Here is a 16,762-nt window from a genome sequence, read left to right as displayed (position 1 = left end):
AAGGCTCAGGGGGCTGGCGGCGGCGGTACGCATTGCTGATTGAGTACTCCGCAAGTTGCTTGCACGCCGGCCGGCACTGGCGGCACGAACGGTTCGGAACCCGCCGGCGGAGGGCCGGGTTCTCGCGGCCTGCCCGGCGGCGGCGCCGGCGGCAGACCGGGATACAGCGGTGTTCCGTCCGGGGCGTATAGCTGCGCACCGTAGGGGGGTGCTCCCGGGTACGGGATGGGACCAGGCGCCGGACCCGCCGGATGGCGGATGCTGGGCGGTTGTGGGGTTCCCCTGGTGACGGGGAAGTAGTCGACGTAACCCGGGAAGCCGATACCGGGGTTGGGTCGCACATCTACTCCGGTGCCCCACCCAGAATCCGTGACGAGGTAGCGCTGCGGCCAGTTCTTGGCAACATCGGGCAGCGAGCCGCATCCCGGCTCGCCGCCGGGGCCGCCCTTGATGTCGGTGACCGGCAGATTGTCCGGATAGCGGTATGCGTCCTTGCCCAGCAGCAGCGCGACATCCAGGATCTCCGAGTATCCATTGCTGCCGCCGGAAGAATTCAGTGCGCCGAAATCGAGGGCGTTTTTCCCGCCGACCAGCGTGCAGGTCAGCTCCGGGTTGTACTTCATCAGTAGGCGCGTGGTGGACTCCAGCAGATTGATGCCATGCACGAAGTTGTCTTTGTTGGGCCCGATCAGATTGGTCCCGGCGCGGGAGAGCCCGCTGACGTCGAGCAGCAATGAGTCGAGTTGTTTTGCGTTGTCGGTGATGGTGGTGCTGGTGGTGCTGACGGCACCCAGCACCGTCACGATGTTGCTTGCTGCCGCGCCGTAAGTGTCACTGAAGCCTTTGAGGGCGCGGTAGTCGGCACGGATCGTCTCACTGCGCGGATTGATCGCCATCAGGACCTGGTTGAGATCGGTGGTGGCCTCGCCGATCGCTTCACCCTTACCGCGAAATCCGTCGGCGAACGCGGTGAGCACCGCGTTCAATTTCGGGACGTCCACCTGGTTCAGCACAGCAACGAGGTTCTGGAACACAGTGTTTACCTCGACACTCACATTTCCGGATTTCACCACTGCCCCGGCCGCCAGCCGTCGCGCGCTCGGCTGGGCCGGCGCTAGCAGTTCGACGTCCTTGGCGCCGAACGCCGTGGGGGCGGTGATTTCGGCGGTGACGTTGGCCGGAATGTATTTGAGTTGCTCCGGGTAGAGCTCCAATTGCAACTTCACTGGATCGCCCGGCTGGATTGACGCGACCCGGCCGACCTGGACCCCACGCATCTTCACTTTGGCGCCGGGCTCCATCACCAGTCCCGCCCGGTCAGACGCCAGCGTCACCCGAGCGTAGGGCCTGAAGTCCCTGTTGAAGGCGCCGACCGTCAGCGCGATCAGCGCGGCGATCGACGCCAAGAGGACAAATGTCCAGATCGCCGGGTGCAGGCCCGCCTCGCGCCGTTTGCTCTTCATCGCCGCTACCCGGACAGGTGGAAGTTGCCGGAAACACCGTAGGCGGCCAGCGCCACCGCCAACGTCACCGCCACCGCCACGATCAGTGACGTGCGCACAGCACGACCGACCGCCTCACCGACGCCCGCCGGCCCGCCCGAGGCGTTGAAACCGTAATAGGTGTGCACCAGCATGATCGTTACCGCAGAGGCGATCACTTGCATCAACGACCAAATGAGGTCTGTTGGTTGCAGATAAGTGTGGAAATAGTGGTCATATACGCCCGGAGGCTGTCCGTAGATTAAGATCACTAGCATGCGCGTGGCCAGAAATCCCGACAGCGCCGCCATACACCACAGCGGAACGACGACAACTACGCCCGCCAACACCCGAGTCGAGGCCAGGTAGGCGATCGTGCGGATGCCCATCACCTCGAGCGCGTCGATCTCCTCGTTGATCCGCATGGCGCCCAGCTGTGCGGTGGCACCGGCGCCAATTGTGGCAGCCAAGCCGATATCGGCGATCAGCGGCGAGCTGATACGGGTGTTGATGTAGGCGGACGCGAAACCGCTCAATGCCTGCACCCCGACATCGGATAACGATCGGTATAGCTGGATGCCGACGAGTCCCCCAGTTGACATCGTCAAGGTGGTGACGATTACCACGGTGCCGCCGATGATGGCCAGAGCGCCCACGCCCAAACTCATGTTGGCGATCAGGCGCAGCGTCTCCACCTTGTAGCGGGCCATAGCCTCCCAGACCAAGCCGAGGGCTTTGACGTAGAACGCGGTCTGGCTTCCGAGCCGGTTCCATCCGTCAGCAAAACCGCGCACGCCCTTCGCCAGCCGCGGCAGCCGATGTGCCGCTGGGATGGCGGTCACGTCGTCGCCTTCGTTGTAACAGCGGTCAGCACCACATTGATCACGAACAACGCCATAAAGGTGTACACCACGGTTTCGTTCACCGCGTTGCCGACGCCTTGCGGACCGCCGCCCACGCTAACGCCCTTGTAGCAAGCAATGAAACCGGCAACTAGGCCGAACAGCAGCGCCTTGGCGAAGGCGATGACCACGTCGGTCAGGCCAACGAGCAGGGTAAGACTCGCCATGTAAGAGCCCGGGTTGATGTGCTGAAAGTAGACCGAGAACAAATATTCGGTTACCAAGCCCACGATGGTGATGATGGCGTTCAATACCAACCCGTTGAGCCCCAACGCCAGCACCCTGGGCACCAGAAGCCGTTGCACCGGGTTGATCCCCATCACGCGCATGGCGTCGACTTCTTCGCGGATGGTGCGAGCGCCTAGGTCGGCACACATTGCGGTAGCGCCGGTACCGGCGACTACCAACACCGCCGTTATCGGACCGAGGTAGACCACGGCGGCCAGCGCAGAGCCAGTTCCCGAGGCGTCGGCAGCGCCGATTTCGACGAGCAGGACGTTGATGATGAACACGGCGAGGGTGTTGAACGGGATCGCCAAGAAGACGGCGGGGGCGCTCGACACCCGGGCCACGAACCACGCCTGATGGATGAACTCACGCCAGGCGAAGGGTGGACGGACCACCTGCGCCAAGATCTCGAGCGACAACGCGAAGAAGCTGCCGATCTCGCGCAACGGCTTGCCAGCAGAGGCCTTCCAGGCAGGAGCGCCCGGGGACGCCTCAGCTGGCGCCGGCACGCCGACAGAGGCAGTAATAGGTTCTGTGTCCGCCGCCACCACTAGCACACTCGTTTGTAACCAGTCAGAGCCGACATTAGACGATGAATCCTCCCCGCAGCGGTATGACGTGCTGCTTGCCTTTCGAGCGGTGTGGCCCAGAGCACAGCGGGACGCTACACCATTACATTAAGGCAAAGCAACATCGACAAACATTCATTTCGGACAAACCCGCTTAGCGGCGTCCGTGCATCGGTGGCGGTTTGCTGCAACTTCCGACAATTTTTGCCGAGATGTCGCAATACCCGCGCTCGCAGCGCCGCCGCCGGCTGGGTTGCCACACCTCGCCAAGCGGCATAGTACCTACTAGATGCCGTAGTGATCGTGCGAGATGGCTGATCGTACGCGTCCAACCGGCCGGGCGGCCGATGTGCCAGGCGCACGCGCATCGCGACCAGTCCGACGTCAGAAAGTTTGCTATTGGCTGGCTAATTACGGTATTAATTACAAATTCTGCTTCATAGGTGGAACTATGATATCCCCGAATATATTTGTGATTAACACCCTCACAGGTTTATGAGCGGGACGCTAAGTACGGGCTCTTGCAATGAGCCTAGATGCGTCGCTCGCTGGTCTTATCGCGTAGCTCGAAATAGTTGAAATAATATAGCGGTCGTGACGTAAATCAGGCCAGAGAAGCGGCGATGCATCCCTTGCATCTCCACCGTGACAGCCCGCCGCTGAGCCGGATTGAGTGCACACCGGCCCGTCTCCAGCGTCGTTATCGCTGAGACGCCCGCGGGGTGCGCCGATCCATCGGCAGGGCCCTGACCTGCGCTTACGCACAACGGTGGGCTACGACTTTCTAGCGACAGCGCGAGCTTTACTCCTCCTAGTGCGCCAAACCTGGTCATGCGGGGCATACCACCATCGATCGACACCGCCCCCCGCAGCCGTGAGAATTAATCGCTGATTACGACTAAGCGGCCTCAGGCCTGAGGAATACTCTGTCGCGCGGAGGACGGTGAGCCAGCGCACAAAAGCGGCAGACCGAAGTGATGGGTAAAGCTAAATAGTTATCTATATATCGGTTTGTATCGTTAACGCATTTTAGAGGCCATTGCTGGAGAATCTCGAGCGGACTCTGCACTGCTGAGCCGCGGTGAGTCAGGTGCGGTGCCTACAGTTGCTACCCGGTTAACTGACCGGGTATAGCCTCGCTCAGCTGATGCGGCCTTGCCCTCATCGCCGGATTCCCGGGCAGGCGCTCGAGGCCGGTGAGCGTCGCCTGCCAGGAACCGGCGGCGGCGCCGCCGCGAGTCACCGCCGACCTCTCGCGGCGCAGCTAATCCGTCACCAGTCCTGGCCGGGCCGTTCGCATGGGTCACCGGCACACCACCGAGGCCGTAGTGTGCTGGTGTGAGAGCCCACTCCAGAGGCCGTCGCGCGAGGCCGGCCGGAGCCGACTCCCCGGCAGACGATGAGGCGCGCGAACGGTTGCTGACCGCGGCCGACTCCTGCTACTCGGATAAGGGGCCTGTCCGTACCCGGATGGGCGACATCGCCCGGCGCGCAGGCGTGCACCGGTCGACCGTGTACTACTACTTCCCGAGCAAGGATGCTCTGCTGGCCGCCTCCTTCATGCGAGTGCTCACTGTTACCCTGCACGCCGTCGAACAATGTTGGCAGACTGACGAGCCCTTTCTGGTTCAGCTCGTCGCCGCATGCATGCGGGGAATCGACATCGCCCGTGACTCACCGGTAATGCGATCACTAGTTGACGACCACCAAGCCGTCGGTGCTGCCTATCACGCCGCCGAAGGCTCCGAGTTGTGGCGAGCCAAACTCGCCGACGCGCTGGTGCGGCGCCTCGAGGCTGCTGCCGCTGCTGGCGATATCCGCCGAGATGTTCCGGCCGGCACCCTCGCCCGCTGGATCGTCCGCGTCACCTTCAGCCTCACCGCTGAACCCGCCGAGCCCGACGACGGTGGTGACGAGGGCGTGCTGCGAAACTTGCTCGTCGCCTCGCTCACCCCTCGGCGATAGCCCTCGGTGATATCAAGTCACGGAATGCGGCTAACCCTTCAACATTGTTGTCCTCGTTAAGACGACGAACCCGGCGACCATGACCACACCAAAGTCGGATACGGTTGCTTTACCTAGCTGGCCGCTCGCCGTGCTGAGTAAGCTGAGGTGAGCCCTCTGAAGTGATCCAGTTGTTTGTGGGACTCTGTTGCCCGAGGATTCGGGTAGGAAGAATCACCGACGACATGGCATCGAACAAGCGCCGGCGGCATACGCCGGATCAGATCATCCGCAAGCTCGCCGAGGGCAACAAGCTGTTGGCCGCGGGCCAGGAACTGGCTGAGGTGTGCCGGCATCTGGAAGTCGCGGAGTCGACTTGGCATCGCTGGTTGGCCCAGTACGGCGGTATGAAGGCCAACGACGCTAAGCGGCTCAAGGAGCTCGAGGCCGAGAACGCTCGCCTCAAGAAGATGGTCGCCAATCAGGCCCTGGACATCGACATGCTCAAGGAGATCGGGTCGGGAAACTTCTGACGCCGAACCGCAAACGCCGCGCAGCAGTAATGCTGCGCGAGCGGTTCGGGGTGTCTGAGCGCCGCGCCTGCACGGTGGTGGGCATTCACCGCTCCACGATGCGGCTGACGTCGCCGCCGATGACGACCGAAGAGGTCGAGTTGCGGGGGTGGCTGCGCCGGTTCTCCACCGACCGGCCGCGGTGGGGTTGGCGCCGAGCAGCGAAGATGGCCCGCCGTGCTGGCTGGCATGCCAACGACAAGCGCGTCCGCCGACTGTGGCGCGAAGAAGGCCTGCGAGTCCCGCAGCGGCGCCGCAAGAAGCGGTTGACCGGTATCGGCGTCGCGGTGGGCGCGATGTCACCGATCCGCCCGAACGTGATCTGGGCGATGGACTTCCAATTCGATACCACCGCTGACGGGCGCACTCTCAAGCTGCTCAACATCATCGACGAGTTCACCCGCGAAGCCCTGGCCATCGAGGTCGACCGCAGCATCAACACCGATGATGTCGTCGCTGTGCTTGACCGGCTCGCAGGTGCCCGCGGGGTACCGGCGTATGTCCGTTTCGACAACGGGCCCGAGTTCGTCGCCCACGCTGTGAGCGACTGGTGCCGATTCAACAGTGCTGGATCGCTTTTCATCGATCCCGGCTCACCGCGGCAGAACGCCTGGGTCGAATCGTTCAACGCCCGCCTGCGTGACGAACTGCTCAACGCCTGGCGCTTCGACTCCCTATTGGAAGCCCAAGTCATCATCGAAGGCTGGAGGATCGACTACAACACCAACCGACCCCACACCCACGGCGAACTCACCCCGAGCGAATACGCCCTACAGTGGACCACGACCCATCAACCCCAAGCCGCATAGCGACTGGACCACCAACCGGGGCCCTCTCAAAGCTGCCGCCGAGGGTCGAGCTGCTCTTAATGCGGAGTCGGGAAGACAGCGAGATGAAATGAAGGTGAGCTCGTGAAGAAGCGGTTCCGCAATGCGTCCGCGATCGTTTTGGTGGCAGCCAGTGTGGGGGCATGCTCACCGTCTCGCGCGGCCGAACCTGCGCCCGGTACATTGCTCCCGGGAACCGCGCAGGTAACGATCAACGGCCATGTGCTTCCAGAGAGCCACGCGGTGAAGTGCGTACCGATGGGATCGCTAACTACGGCTACTACCGGTGACACTGCGGCAGGCACCAGCATGTTCGTGTCCAACGAGGGTCTTTTGACCGCCAAAACGATCAACATCAACAATCTGGATGGGTTCACCGGCAGCTACGCCGAACACCTCCAGGGCGCCGCCGAGGTAACCCTGCACGGATACACCTACACGATCCGCGGACGGGCCGAGGGCTTTAACACCGATAACCCCAGCTTGAGGTCAACCGACGCTTTCACCATCAAAGTCGCCTGTTAACGCGACCAGCTATCTTTGGCCGAACTACGTTGACTGCGCGGCCTTTGATGCGGGTTCGCTAACGATGGACGAATCCCGCTCTACTCCGGAGGATTGCCCGGCGGCGGGTACACCCCCCTGAGGATCCACGGGAACCAGTTGAGACCGAACTCGAGTTCGTCGCTGGCGTCATAGTCGGGACTGGGATCCAGCGGAATATTCTGTCCGTCGGTATTTAGTGGTGTTGCTCCCCGCCCCGAGGGATCGCCTTGTGGCTGTCCGTATAGCGCAACCACAACGGTCCGATCCGGACTGTTCAACGACCACACCCCCATCTGGCTGTTCGCACAGCTGGACATGATCTTGAAATAGTCGGGGTTGTGATACCACCGGTTGATCAAGTCATTGCCGCTGATCGCGATTGACCGGTTGATCGCCACCGTCTCTGCCACCGGGCCATGGAAACCAGCCGCATTGGCGCGGTCTTGCGGGCTAGACCCGTCCGAACCGATATCACCATCGAGGGCGCGGTTGTTCAGCAGATCCTCGGCGTGCCGCTGCGCAGCGGCTTGCAGTTGGGGGCTGATTCTCACGTCGTTAATGCAGCCAGCTTGATGCTGCACGGTGAAGACGTTGGCGACGACACCGTCATTGAGTCGCTTGTTGTTCGGTATGAGCGTGTTGTTGTCATTATCCGCATGCGCGACGGGAATGCTCAATAGAGCGCCGGCCACAGCCACGAAGGCGGGCAGACGCTGCGGCCAATGCTGCATATCCAACTTCTCCTTGTTAGCCACCAAACGGTGGTCGGCGGTGCCGGGCGGCGGACGCTCTGCCACAGGGCTGGCCTGGCCGGTTGGATCGACTGGAACCTAGTCAATGCAAGGCCGAAATGAGTCTGACATGGATGTAGGCTACCCACGGCGCCGCGAAGTCGTCTAGAGGTTTTATTACTTAAATGAATATATATTTAGGCGGCTGTTCAGGCCTGTCGCGATCCCGATTGGCGAGGCGGGCTCAACGATGTAGCCATTACGTCGACGAGCGCGTCATGATCGGCCCGGGCGGCACGGCGCGAACCCCAGCCCGCAGTTACCTACTACCGTGGCGGTCACTCCATGTGAAAACGACGCGTTGAGCCGATCCGGCCAGATCGCCTGGGCCGTCGTAGTGGGTATGCAGAAACGATCGCAGCCCCAACCCCGAAGCAGGACAGTGCGTCGGCAACGATCTCGTCTCCTGTCACCGGCACGTTCGGATGCACGGTGTTCGACGTCGCACCGTTGATCGCACCCTCGATGATGACCGGTTCGCTCGCTGCTGCTCCTGCGTTGGAGTGTGAAATCTGCTGGAATGGTATGAAAGTGGTTGCCTGTCAAGGCTATTTCATGGTGGGGATGCTGAACTCGTCGCCGTCTTTGATGACCGACGGCCATCGCTGGGTGATGGTCTCGGTCTTCGTGTTGACACCGACCATGCCGACCTGCACGCGGGAGACGAAGTCGCGGGCCGCGTCGCCGTCGCGGGTGAAAACCGCGACGCCTTTGCCGTATTCGTGCTCGGACGGCAGCCGCAGGGCCTCCTCGTAGTCGTGCGCGCGCACGATGCACAACACCGGCCCGAAGATCTCGTCGGTGTAGATCGACATGTCCGGGGTGACGTGGTCGAACAGGGTGGGGCCGATGAAGAAGCCGCCTTCCAGGCTGACATCATCGAAAGTCAGGTCATCGCTGACGCGTTCGCGTCCATCGACCACGGCTTCGGCGCCTGCCGCAATGCCTTGACCGATGTAGTCCTTCACCCGCGCTAACGCCGCCGACGTGATCAGTGGCCCGTAATCGGCCTTTGGGTCGAGGCTATGGCCGACGCGCAGATTGTTGATCCGTTCGACTAGCCTGGCGCGCAACCGATCCGCGGCCTGTTCGCCGACCGGGACGGCGACGCTAATGGCCATGCACCGCTCACCCGCGCTGCCGTACCCGGCACCGATCAGTGCGTCGACGGCCTGGTTGAGGTCGGCGTCGGGCATCACGATCATGTGATTCTCGGCTCCGCCGAAGCACTGTGCACGCTTACCCTTGGCGGCGGCGGTCGAGTAGATGTCTGGGCGATGTCGGAGCTGCCGACGAACCCGACTACCTTAATGCTCGAGTGGTTCACGATGGCGTCGACGGCCTCCTTATCGCCGTGTAGCACCTGGAAGACGCCCTTGGGCAGTCCCGCTCCGGACCGAGCTCGGCCAGCCTCACGGCGATGGACGGGTCCCGTTCGCTGGGGCTCGGTGTAGCCCAAGCAAATCAGATCCTCACCCACGGCGACGACCTGGTCCTGCCAAGATTCATGCCGGCGGTGCGATCGCGGTGGTCGCGTCCAATGCCGCCATTGGGTGGCAAAAGGAGCTGAAGCAGCTGATGGAACTGGTGTCCACCGACGGGTTCGATGAGGGCAAGCGGTGGTGCCTGGCCAATGACGAGATGGGAGCGGTCGGTGCATACCTATTTTCCAAGAAGTCGATCAAGGCCCTGGGTTGCGTCCCGGGCCGCCATGCTGATCACCGATGGCATCCCGCTCAACTGCATCAACCCCGGCCCCACCGACACCGCGGCGCTGCCCTATTTCGTGGAATTCGCCGGGCAGAACATCATTGACGCCTTCGTCAGGCCGATCCGTCGGCGCTCAACCGCCGAGGAACAGGCGTGGCTCTGATCTTCCTTAACAGCCCCCGATCGAGCTACATCAACGGCGAAGCATTGGTTACCGGTGGCGGATTCTTCGGCGCGGTGCAGTGCGGTCAACTCGACCTCGGCAAGATGTTCGACACCCCAGACATCAGCGTAATCGGAGCTTGTCGGCTACTCGACTCTTCCCCGGAGCGCAGCGCCGCACGTCGCCTTGACGAAGCCTGTCCACCACAATCGTGCCCTGGGGCGCCGATGGCTAATGCAACGAACTGTGATTAGCGATGGACCGGATGCGGTCAAAACCTCGACTCGTCACAGCCGTTCAGCGCGGCAGTCCGAGCCTTCACTTCGCATGGTTCGGGGATTATCCCGCGTCGGAGAAGCTCCGATAATGACCAACTACGTCGCCGACCGGACCTCGTCATTCGCTACTTCCCGACTAGCAGGACCCGGGTGTCGGTGCCACCGCGCGGGCGGCCGCGGCCCCTAAATAGGTGCGCAGCTTGTTCCACGGCTGAGGCGCTCACCTTCGGTGCGGTGGACCCGCCATAGCGCGCCGGTGTAGTCGGCAATTTGGTGGGTTCCCTGCTGAGGTGTTCGGGGGGCCATTCGTGGCGCCTTCAGTGGGCCGTAGGTTCACCAGCGCCCGAGGTCGGCGATGAATCCGGCAACTAATGCCGGGTCGCCGCCGCCGGCTAGGTGCTCGATCGCGGTGCGGTCGTCGAAGTCGGGCTGCGGGGTGTGCATGAATATATCCAGAACCACGGGGGTGATGCCCCGTGGTATCGCGCGCACGATCGCGTCCAAGCCTGGCAGCAGTTCGTCACCTAGGAACTGCCAGCGCGGGATGCGTCGGCTTCCTTGAAGATCGAAGGCCCATAACGCATTTCCAGTGATGCGCCGCGCCACCCGGGAGCGGTCGACGCCGAGCATCGCGGCGGCTTCCTTGATGCTGACCGATCCTGAGAGCGCGCTGCTGAGTTGGCGCACCGCAATGCGGGCGCGGGTCCGACGTTCGTCATCGGCCGACCAGGCGTCGATCACGGATGCTGCCTGGGGTTCGACGCGCATGCGCAGGAAATCCACTTCTGTCGCCGACAGGGTGGTTGCCCAGGGGATGGCCGCAAACGCGGAGTCCAGCTCGTCCAGGACCTCGTCGACGGTCAGATCAATCTGATGTTTAGCCAACAGCGCACCAAGCACGCGACCCGTCGACCCATCCATCCTGCACAGGGTAGCGCGGCGATGCGGGGATATGCGTGGATGTACGTTGATGCGATCGGACGATGCATGTCCGGGTCCTACCTGAGCCGTCACAGCCTCGTACGTAATCCCGCGTTGGGATTTACATGTCCAGGCTGCTCACCGTCTGGCGCTACGTCGACAGCGGCGAGCGCTGCCGGTGCGCATGTCACCCGCGGCTACCCGAAACCGACCTGCACGACCACGGATTCGCCTGCCCCTGTGCCCGCACCCGCGAGGACCGCCGCCGCACCTGGCACGAATGGCACAACGACATCAAAGCGTTTTGGGAATCGCCGGAGGACCAACGAATCAGGGCCGAGGAGCAAGCCGCGGAAGCTGACCTGCAATCCTGGCTGGCGGTCCAACAGGGTGCCATCGTAAGTAGCCATGGCCGGCTTGGTCCCTGAACAGTGGGACGGCGAAGTAGACGGGCACAGCTTCTACTTCCGCGAGCGCCACGGCGAATGGCGCATCGAACTTGACCTTCGCCCCAGCGGCCACTTCGCCCGCACACTCGCCGGCACCAACAGCGACGGCACACCCCAATACGGGGAAAAGGAGCTAGACGAGGGCGACATCATCGCCCTGCGCCTACGAACCAACGGTCTGTGTGCGTCCTCGACGTGTCTCCGCGAAGCGACCACCGTGGGTTCGCTTTTTGCCCACGTCGATGATCACAGTCGTTAATAATCATCAGTACAGTCCAAATCAGTTGAACAACCTCAAGATGACGCACCGCCCACAGGGTACGAAACCTGAGGGGAAACGCACATCGGCGCTCCCTCGGTCATCGCCGTGGATTGGCGGGTGCCACAGGCCATACAGCAGCTGATCTCGGCGCCGAGCAGCGCTTCGATCGATGACAGATCGCCCACAGCTCTTCAATGGCATGCCCCATGCTGAACACTATTGGCAGGAGCCCTCTCGCGTCGCCGGTCTGGTTACCGGCCGGTGCGCCCGGAGGGAATCGAACCCCGACCCGCTACTTAAAAGGAAGCTGCTCTGCCGACTGAGCTACGGACGCCTGAAGTAGTACGCATGCGGCAGCGCGATTTTCGCTGGCGCATCTCAGGCTCCTTCCGACTCTTGTTCGGTGAGTCCACCTTCGATATTTTACCCGATTTGGTTCTGCCGCGGGCCTATGTCGGGTAAGGGCAGCGGCTGATACCACGCTGCAGCGCGGGACGGTTGGCGGCTAACTGGTTTATGAGGCGCGAAGTAGCCGCCCAGCGCCATCGCTGATGTCAGCCGGTGAGCGGCGCGGCCGAAAGACACCTTCGGGCGGTCCCCAGAGTGGCAATCACTTCGTCCCATTCGCGGACTTGAGGGTTCTTTCCTAACTGCTTGAATAACGCGCGCGATCACCAAGGACGACATGTGACACCAACGGCGGCAGGAGATTTCGAATCAGAATTTGATCGACCCCGATTCTTTAGACCTGAGGCAGCAGCTCGCGGGTTGGCCGCCCGGCGTGCTGCCCCGGCGCCAGACTCAGCCCTTCGGGGGGTACGGGTGTTTTTCCGACGGTATCCGCATTCCGAATCTGGTTATTGTCTTTGCGGTGGTCTCGCACCTCGCCGCCCCCGCTGCGTTCGGCAAGACGTCGCGCGGCGTCGTGCTCCTCCCGCCTGGGCGCCGTTAACAGTGGCATACATGTTCTCGCTGGCCGCAGTGCCATCGCAGATTCGCTCGGGTGTCGGGTACCGCGACCCGCCGCAGTGGCTTCTGCGGGTCAATAAATCCGGCGAACATGTGGTCTTCGCTTCCCTAGAGGTACATCCCTTCCGGTATCGCGGCACGGTAGCGTCCGTTGCCTACCTCCGCCAAAAGCGTTGCGGTGCTGACGCGTCCGTCGCGGCCCGCGAGCACGGCACGGCGCACGATCTCGCGGATGTCGCTGCCGCTGGTGCGCTCGGGAAGCGCCGCCACCACGCCCGCACAGTCGACCGCGTGGCCGCCAGGTAGATCGCGGATCAGGGCCGCCAGAATCCGGGCAGCATCGGTGGAGTTGGGGTAGCCGACTTCGACGATGGAGTCGAACCGCCCGGTGCGGATGGCCGCCTGGTCCAAGGTGGCTGCGTCGTTGGTGGACGCCAGCGCCAGGATGCGGGCGTCGGGCTGGATGTCCATGGCCTGCAACAATTCCGACAACCCGGCACCGCCGGTACTGCGGTCTTTGCACCACAGGTCAATGTCTTCGAGCACGAGCAGCACCGGGCCGCCGAGGCGCTGGGCTTCCTCCACGACGGCGCTGAGCAGCTGGGTACCAGCTTTGGCGTCGACGTAGATGACAGTGAATTGCCCGACGACCTCTTGGGCCACGACGGCGCTCACGGCCGACTTCCCGGCGCCTGGCGGGCCGCACAGCAGCACACCACGGCGCGCACCCAGCCTGTGGGCGTTGAGCAGGTCGTGGCGGTCGCGCACCGCGCGGACGCCGAGATCAATCTCAGTCCAGACCTGGTCGGCGACAATGACGTTCTCTCGGGTTGCGGTCGAGGGCAAGTCGATGACGGTCAAGGTCAGTCCGGCGGTGTGGGTGGCGCGCACCGCGTGGCCTCGGTAGGGGTTGAGATCGTTGGCGCGTTCAGCGAGCCGGTCCAGCAGCACGCGGGCGCGGTCCTGGTGGCCCGGCGCCACGTAGGCGCTCACACCGACCGACCGCAGCATGCTTTGCCGTCCCTGCAGGGCGATCACACACCCGACGTCGTCGAGCAGCGTCCCGGCGGGAAAATACACCCGCAAACATAGCGGGTGGCGGTAATCCTGACCTCCGATCCGGGTCTGCGTCCACTTCGGCGGGTCGGCGTACTCACCGGGGCCGACCTCGCAAGCCTGCGCATACTTATCGATCCACCCGGCCAGCGCCAGCGCGAAGGTGACCCACGACAACGGGTTAAGGCTGCGTTCCTCATCGACCAGTTCCCCGCAGCCCGCCACTCCCAGGCATCGGGCGGTGAACTGGTCGGCGTTCTCCGGTTTCTCGGCGCCATGGTGCTCGGCGACGCCGACCAGCAGCTCGCCCAGGGCACGCAGCGCGGGCCGCACACCACCGTCGACGCTCTCCAGCCACGTGTTGACATCGGTAAGGGGTCGCCGATGAGCCCCCGCGCGGTAGGCCGGGTCGGCGGTCAGGTCGCTCAGTTCGTCCTCTGTTCGGTTCATTGCCTCATTTGTCATCATCGGGAAAAGAGCAGCCGAACAGAATCGCACCCTGCCGGGTCTGTAGTCAACATTGTTTTTCAGCAAGCGCTGAGTCAGCTTGCCGCGATGGTCGGTCCGCTGCACTGACCAAGAGAATTGAGGCGACACCACGGTGCGCTCATGCCATCCTCGAGGGCGTGGATGAGGAACCCGCGGAGCTCTATGTCACCGACTTCTCCAACGTTCCCGGCGCCGACGAGTACCGGGAGGCGCTCGAGCGTGCCCGCACCGAGGCGCGCCGCCGTTACCGCGATCACCTGACGACGGTGTTCGACCTGCACGGTGCCCTCAACCCGTAGTGCTCGCCAACGTGGCCCTCGATGCGCTCACCGTCTGGCGCTACGTCGATAGCGGCGAGCGCTGCCGGTGCGGGTGTCACGCGCGCGGCTACCCGAATCTGACCTGCACGACTACGGATTCGCCTGCACCTGTGCCCGCACCCGCGAGGATCGCCGCCGCTCCTGGCACGAATGGCTCAACGACATCAAAGCGTTTTGGGAATTGCCGGAGGGACAAGAGATCCGGGCCGACGAGCAAGCCGCTGAAGCCGACCTGCAGGCCTGGCTGGCGGTCCAACAGGGTGTCACCGTGGGTAGCCAGTCGGCTTGGTCCCTGAGCAGTGGGATGGAGAAGTCGACGGGCACAGCTTCTACTTCCGCGAGCGCCACGGCGAATGGCGCATCGAGCTCGACCTTCGGCCCAGCGGCCGCTTCGCCCGCACGCTCGCCGGCACCAACAGCGACGGCACACCCCAATACGGGCAAAAAGAGCTAGACGAGGGAGACATCATCGCCCACGGCACCATCGATGACGACGCCTATGGCACCACACTTGTTGAGCGGGCACAGTTCATCGTCGACACCATCCGAATCCACCTCGCCCGCAAGCAATGCACGCTGCACAAAGACGATCTGTCATCGATCGAGGCACTGTTCGGCGCCGAGATCAAGTGGTGTCCCGCCTGTGGAAAGCGCCTTTCCAACCGGTGACTGCGCGGCCGCCGGACAGGGTCGCAAGCGACTACGTGTCGCTGCGCCGAAACCGCCGCGATGAGGTCACATTTGGCAGATTCGCGGGATCAGTAGCCGAACCGCCGCGCCTCAATATCTTCGAGATCCGCGGCGAGGCGGTCTTTATGGTCGTAAGCCCTTAACTCTCCATCGATTAGTGCCACCCGGTACGGCGCGCCGCTGTCCAGGTTGTCGTCCGCTGCAGCAATCAGATAGGTCACCTCGTGGCCACGATTCGCCGCAGAAGCCGGCCAGTCATAGACGTCGCCTGCCCAACCACGTTCGACCAGCATCCAGCCACGGTCAATCAACAGTTTGTCAAGGTTTGCATCGACGGCCCGGCGATCGTCGCAAGTCCTTGGGTGAGCCTGGCAACCCGCCCCATTCCGCCCGAGCTGGCGCGCTCTGCGCCGCGCGGCTTTGCGTCGGCGATTCGCTGTTTTCACAATCTACTGTCCGCCGCCGACCCCATACCGTCGCCTTCTGTGTCTTCCCCGAGTCGAGCCCCACTCCGCAACAGGAAGATCCTCCACACGTCGTCGTAAAACCCTACTAGTAGGGCTAGTAAGCGTAGCTGCACTATAGCCATTGGAAGGACGATTTCGCGCTTAACCCGGCCGGACGGAAGTGACGTCGTTGGCCAAAGAGAAGGCGTCGTTCTGGCCGGCCCAAGAACCACACCGCTCGCTAAGCGCATTTGGCCGAGACACCGTTTCGCGGAATCACGCACCTACCCCGCATCCGCGGCCAGGGTTGCACATCGGAGCGGGGAAGCGATGCGACCAGGCGGCAAAGGGCGGGGTGAGCGGGGCTGAGCTACACGGCATCCTGACCGACTTAGAAGGAGTGGTATTGGTCCGTGGCCGACGGTTCACGTTGAATTGCCATTCGCCGAGCCTGGCGGGTCGTATTCCGGACCGATTCTCAGCGAATGCCTTCGAGAAGATCGACGGCTGGTACGCCCAATGCCGTGGCGATGTCGAAGAGCCGCTCATGCAGTATTCCCCGGCGGCCGTGCTCGACATCCATCAACACGTTGCGGGATACCCCCGATAGCTGCGCCAGTTGTTCCTGAGTTAAGCCGCGTTCAATACGCAAGCTTTGGATCCGTGTCCCGACCATCCGACGTCGGCGCTCCCATGCGACGACGCGCTTGGGGTCGTTTTGACTGGGGCGCGTCGGCACGCAATCCAGTACTCACGCTCAAACCCTAGATGTCAGCCCTACTAGTAGTGCTTTCTGTGCGTTTTGTGGCGATCAGCTGTTTCCCGCCCTCGCAGCACCGTCCCGTTGAACACGGCGAAGTTGTTCCGCAACGGCAGGTGTGCGATGCGATCGCGGCCGGCAGCACTTAGCGATGACAGACCCTTACGGGCCGCGGGGGCGGCTGCCGAGCCGGGTTGCCATTGCGCCCCTGGAGGCCCTCGACCCCTATCTGGGCGGCTAGCGGTGGCGAACAACTTGCGGTTGACGTGGCCTTGCGCTTGTGATCGACCCGGTGCGCCAGCGGCCGTCCTCGTAGATTGACTACACACTCGATCCACCCCTAATGCCCTACTAGTAGTACATTGCGTTGGTGGCTGGTACTCCTCGAT

At 63.0% G+C, this 16,762-nt stretch carries 18 protein-coding genes, 1 tRNA gene and 2 pseudogenes; 9 read left to right on the top strand and 12 right to left on the bottom strand.

The features are described 5' to 3' along the window. Window positions 1–5: 5 nt before the first annotated feature. From MAAFP003_RS27845 to MAAFP003_RS27835, 3 genes are read right to left on the bottom strand one after another with little or no spacing between them, the layout of a single operon-like run. On the bottom strand, window positions 6–1,463 hold the full coding sequence (locus tag MAAFP003_RS27845) for an MCE family protein (protein ID WP_036473648.1): 1,458 nt from the start codon (window positions 1,461–1,463) through the stop codon (window positions 6–8). Window positions 1,464–1,468: 5 nt separating this feature from the next. Next, window positions 1,469–2,323 (bottom strand): ABC transporter permease, encoded by an 855-nt coding sequence (locus MAAFP003_RS27840; protein WP_036473646.1) that lies wholly within the window; start codon window positions 2,321–2,323, stop codon window positions 1,469–1,471. Beyond that, window positions 2,320–3,120, bottom strand: a complete 801-nt coding sequence (locus MAAFP003_RS27835; protein WP_051641700.1) for an MlaE family ABC transporter permease — start codon at window positions 3,118–3,120, stop codon at window positions 2,320–2,322. The genes MAAFP003_RS27840 and MAAFP003_RS27835 overlap by 4 nt, the downstream gene beginning before the upstream one ends. Before the next feature lie 1,398 nt (window positions 3,121–4,518). On the opposite strand from MAAFP003_RS27835, the gene MAAFP003_RS27830 reads away from it, so the two are divergent. From MAAFP003_RS27830 to MAAFP003_RS27820, 3 genes are all read left to right on the top strand, one after another. After that, window positions 4,519–5,145, top strand: a complete 627-nt coding sequence (locus tag MAAFP003_RS27830) for a TetR/AcrR family transcriptional regulator (RefSeq protein ID WP_243394244.1) — start codon at window positions 4,519–4,521, stop codon at window positions 5,143–5,145. A 224-nt stretch (window positions 5,146–5,369) separates the two neighbouring features. Beyond that, a protein-coding gene (locus MAAFP003_RS27825) for an IS3 family transposase (RefSeq protein WP_096290763.1) occupies window positions 5,370–6,505 on the top strand; the annotation gives its coding sequence in 2 pieces (ribosomal slippage) (window positions 5,370–5,640 and window positions 5,640–6,505; 1,137 coding nt in all). 102 nt (window positions 6,506–6,607) lie between these two features. Further along, window positions 6,608–7,048: a lipoprotein LpqH gene (locus MAAFP003_RS27820; protein ID WP_036473641.1), complete on the top strand. Its 441-nt coding sequence runs from the start codon at window positions 6,608–6,610 to the stop codon at window positions 7,046–7,048. 80 nt (window positions 7,049–7,128) lie between these two features. Here MAAFP003_RS27820 and MAAFP003_RS27815 read toward each other — a convergent pair whose 3' ends face one another. The 3 genes and pseudogenes from MAAFP003_RS27815 to MAAFP003_RS27805 form a co-directional block, all read right to left on the bottom strand. Next, window positions 7,129–7,800 (bottom strand): CAP domain-containing protein, encoded by a 672-nt coding sequence (locus MAAFP003_RS27815; protein ID WP_036474105.1) that lies wholly within the window; start codon window positions 7,798–7,800, stop codon window positions 7,129–7,131. 422 nt (window positions 7,801–8,222) lie between these two features. After that, window positions 8,223–8,327, bottom strand: a pseudogene (locus MAAFP003_RS30200) (hypothetical protein); the annotation flags it as partial. Between the two features lie 81 nt (window positions 8,328–8,408). Continuing rightward, window positions 8,409–9,303: pseudogene (locus MAAFP003_RS27805) on the bottom strand (aldehyde dehydrogenase family protein); the annotation flags it as partial. Window positions 9,304–9,571: 268 nt separating this feature from the next. On the opposite strand from MAAFP003_RS27805, the gene MAAFP003_RS29825 reads away from it, so the two are divergent. After that, window positions 9,572–9,733 (top strand): hypothetical protein, encoded by a 162-nt coding sequence (locus tag MAAFP003_RS29825; RefSeq protein WP_232232252.1) that lies wholly within the window; start codon window positions 9,572–9,574, stop codon window positions 9,731–9,733. Beyond that, on the top strand, window positions 9,724–9,987 hold the full coding sequence (locus tag MAAFP003_RS29820) for a hypothetical protein (RefSeq protein WP_232232251.1): 264 nt from the start codon (window positions 9,724–9,726) through the stop codon (window positions 9,985–9,987). Before MAAFP003_RS29825 ends, MAAFP003_RS29820 begins: the two co-directional genes overlap by 10 nt. Before the next feature lie 357 nt (window positions 9,988–10,344). Here MAAFP003_RS29820 and MAAFP003_RS27795 read toward each other — a convergent pair whose 3' ends face one another. After that, window positions 10,345–10,932, bottom strand: coding sequence for a helix-turn-helix domain-containing protein (locus MAAFP003_RS27795; RefSeq protein ID WP_036473638.1), 588 nt, complete (start codon window positions 10,930–10,932; stop codon window positions 10,345–10,347). 125 nt (window positions 10,933–11,057) lie between these two features. On the opposite strand from MAAFP003_RS27795, the gene MAAFP003_RS29445 reads away from it, so the two are divergent. Together MAAFP003_RS29445 and MAAFP003_RS29440 are read left to right on the top strand one after the other, a co-directional pair. After that, window positions 11,058–11,360 carry a hypothetical protein gene (locus tag MAAFP003_RS29445; protein WP_176234840.1) on the top strand — a complete coding sequence of 101 codons (303 nt, stop codon included), beginning with the start codon at window positions 11,058–11,060 and terminating at the stop codon, window positions 11,358–11,360. Continuing rightward, window positions 11,341–11,640 carry a hypothetical protein gene (locus MAAFP003_RS29440; RefSeq protein ID WP_176234839.1) on the top strand — a complete coding sequence of 100 codons (300 nt, stop codon included), beginning with the start codon at window positions 11,341–11,343 and terminating at the stop codon, window positions 11,638–11,640. The genes MAAFP003_RS29445 and MAAFP003_RS29440 overlap by 20 nt, the downstream gene beginning before the upstream one ends. 265 nt (window positions 11,641–11,905) lie before the next feature. Here the strand turns inward: MAAFP003_RS29440 and MAAFP003_RS27785 are convergent. The 3 genes from MAAFP003_RS27785 to MAAFP003_RS27775 all read right to left on the bottom strand — a co-directional run bounded on the left by MAAFP003_RS27785 (window position 11,906) and on the right by MAAFP003_RS27775 (window position 14,118). Beyond that, window positions 11,906–11,977 (bottom strand) — tRNA-Lys (locus MAAFP003_RS27785). A gap of 408 nt (window positions 11,978–12,385) precedes the next feature. After that, the gene (locus tag MAAFP003_RS27780) at window positions 12,386–12,604 is read right to left on the bottom strand and encodes a DUF2188 domain-containing protein (RefSeq protein ID WP_096290761.1); all 219 of its coding nucleotides are present in this window, start codon (window positions 12,602–12,604) and stop codon (window positions 12,386–12,388) included. A 116-nt stretch (window positions 12,605–12,720) separates the two neighbouring features. Beyond that, entirely contained in the window at window positions 12,721–14,118 is a 1,398-nt protein-coding gene (locus tag MAAFP003_RS27775) for an AAA family ATPase (RefSeq protein WP_096290760.1), read from the bottom strand. Window positions 14,119–14,294: 176 nt separating this feature from the next. Here MAAFP003_RS27775 and MAAFP003_RS29815 point away from each other — a divergent pair, with 176 nt between their 5' ends. Beyond that, window positions 14,295–14,456, top strand: coding sequence for a hypothetical protein (locus tag MAAFP003_RS29815; protein ID WP_232232249.1), 162 nt, complete (start codon window positions 14,295–14,297; stop codon window positions 14,454–14,456). A 306-nt stretch (window positions 14,457–14,762) separates the two neighbouring features. Continuing rightward, on the top strand, window positions 14,763–15,146 hold the full coding sequence (locus tag MAAFP003_RS29810; RefSeq protein ID WP_232232248.1) for a hypothetical protein: 384 nt from the start codon (window positions 14,763–14,765) through the stop codon (window positions 15,144–15,146). Between the two features lie 89 nt (window positions 15,147–15,235). Here MAAFP003_RS29810 and MAAFP003_RS27765 read toward each other — a convergent pair whose 3' ends face one another. Then, the gene (locus MAAFP003_RS27765) at window positions 15,236–15,460 is read right to left on the bottom strand and encodes a hypothetical protein (RefSeq protein ID WP_036473632.1); all 225 of its coding nucleotides are present in this window, start codon (window positions 15,458–15,460) and stop codon (window positions 15,236–15,238) included. Between the two features lie 631 nt (window positions 15,461–16,091). Further along, window positions 16,092–16,352 (bottom strand): helix-turn-helix domain-containing protein, encoded by a 261-nt coding sequence (locus tag MAAFP003_RS27760; RefSeq protein WP_036473630.1) that lies wholly within the window; start codon window positions 16,350–16,352, stop codon window positions 16,092–16,094. Between the last annotated feature and the right edge of the window lie 410 nt (window positions 16,353–16,762).

This window comes from Mycobacterium ahvazicum (assembly GCF_900176255.2).
In the GTDB taxonomy this organism is placed as follows: domain Bacteria; phylum Actinomycetota; class Actinomycetes; order Mycobacteriales; family Mycobacteriaceae; genus Mycobacterium; species Mycobacterium ahvazicum.
The sequence above is the reverse complement of the archived record's forward strand: the minus strand, read 5'-3'. Positions and strand labels throughout refer to the sequence as shown.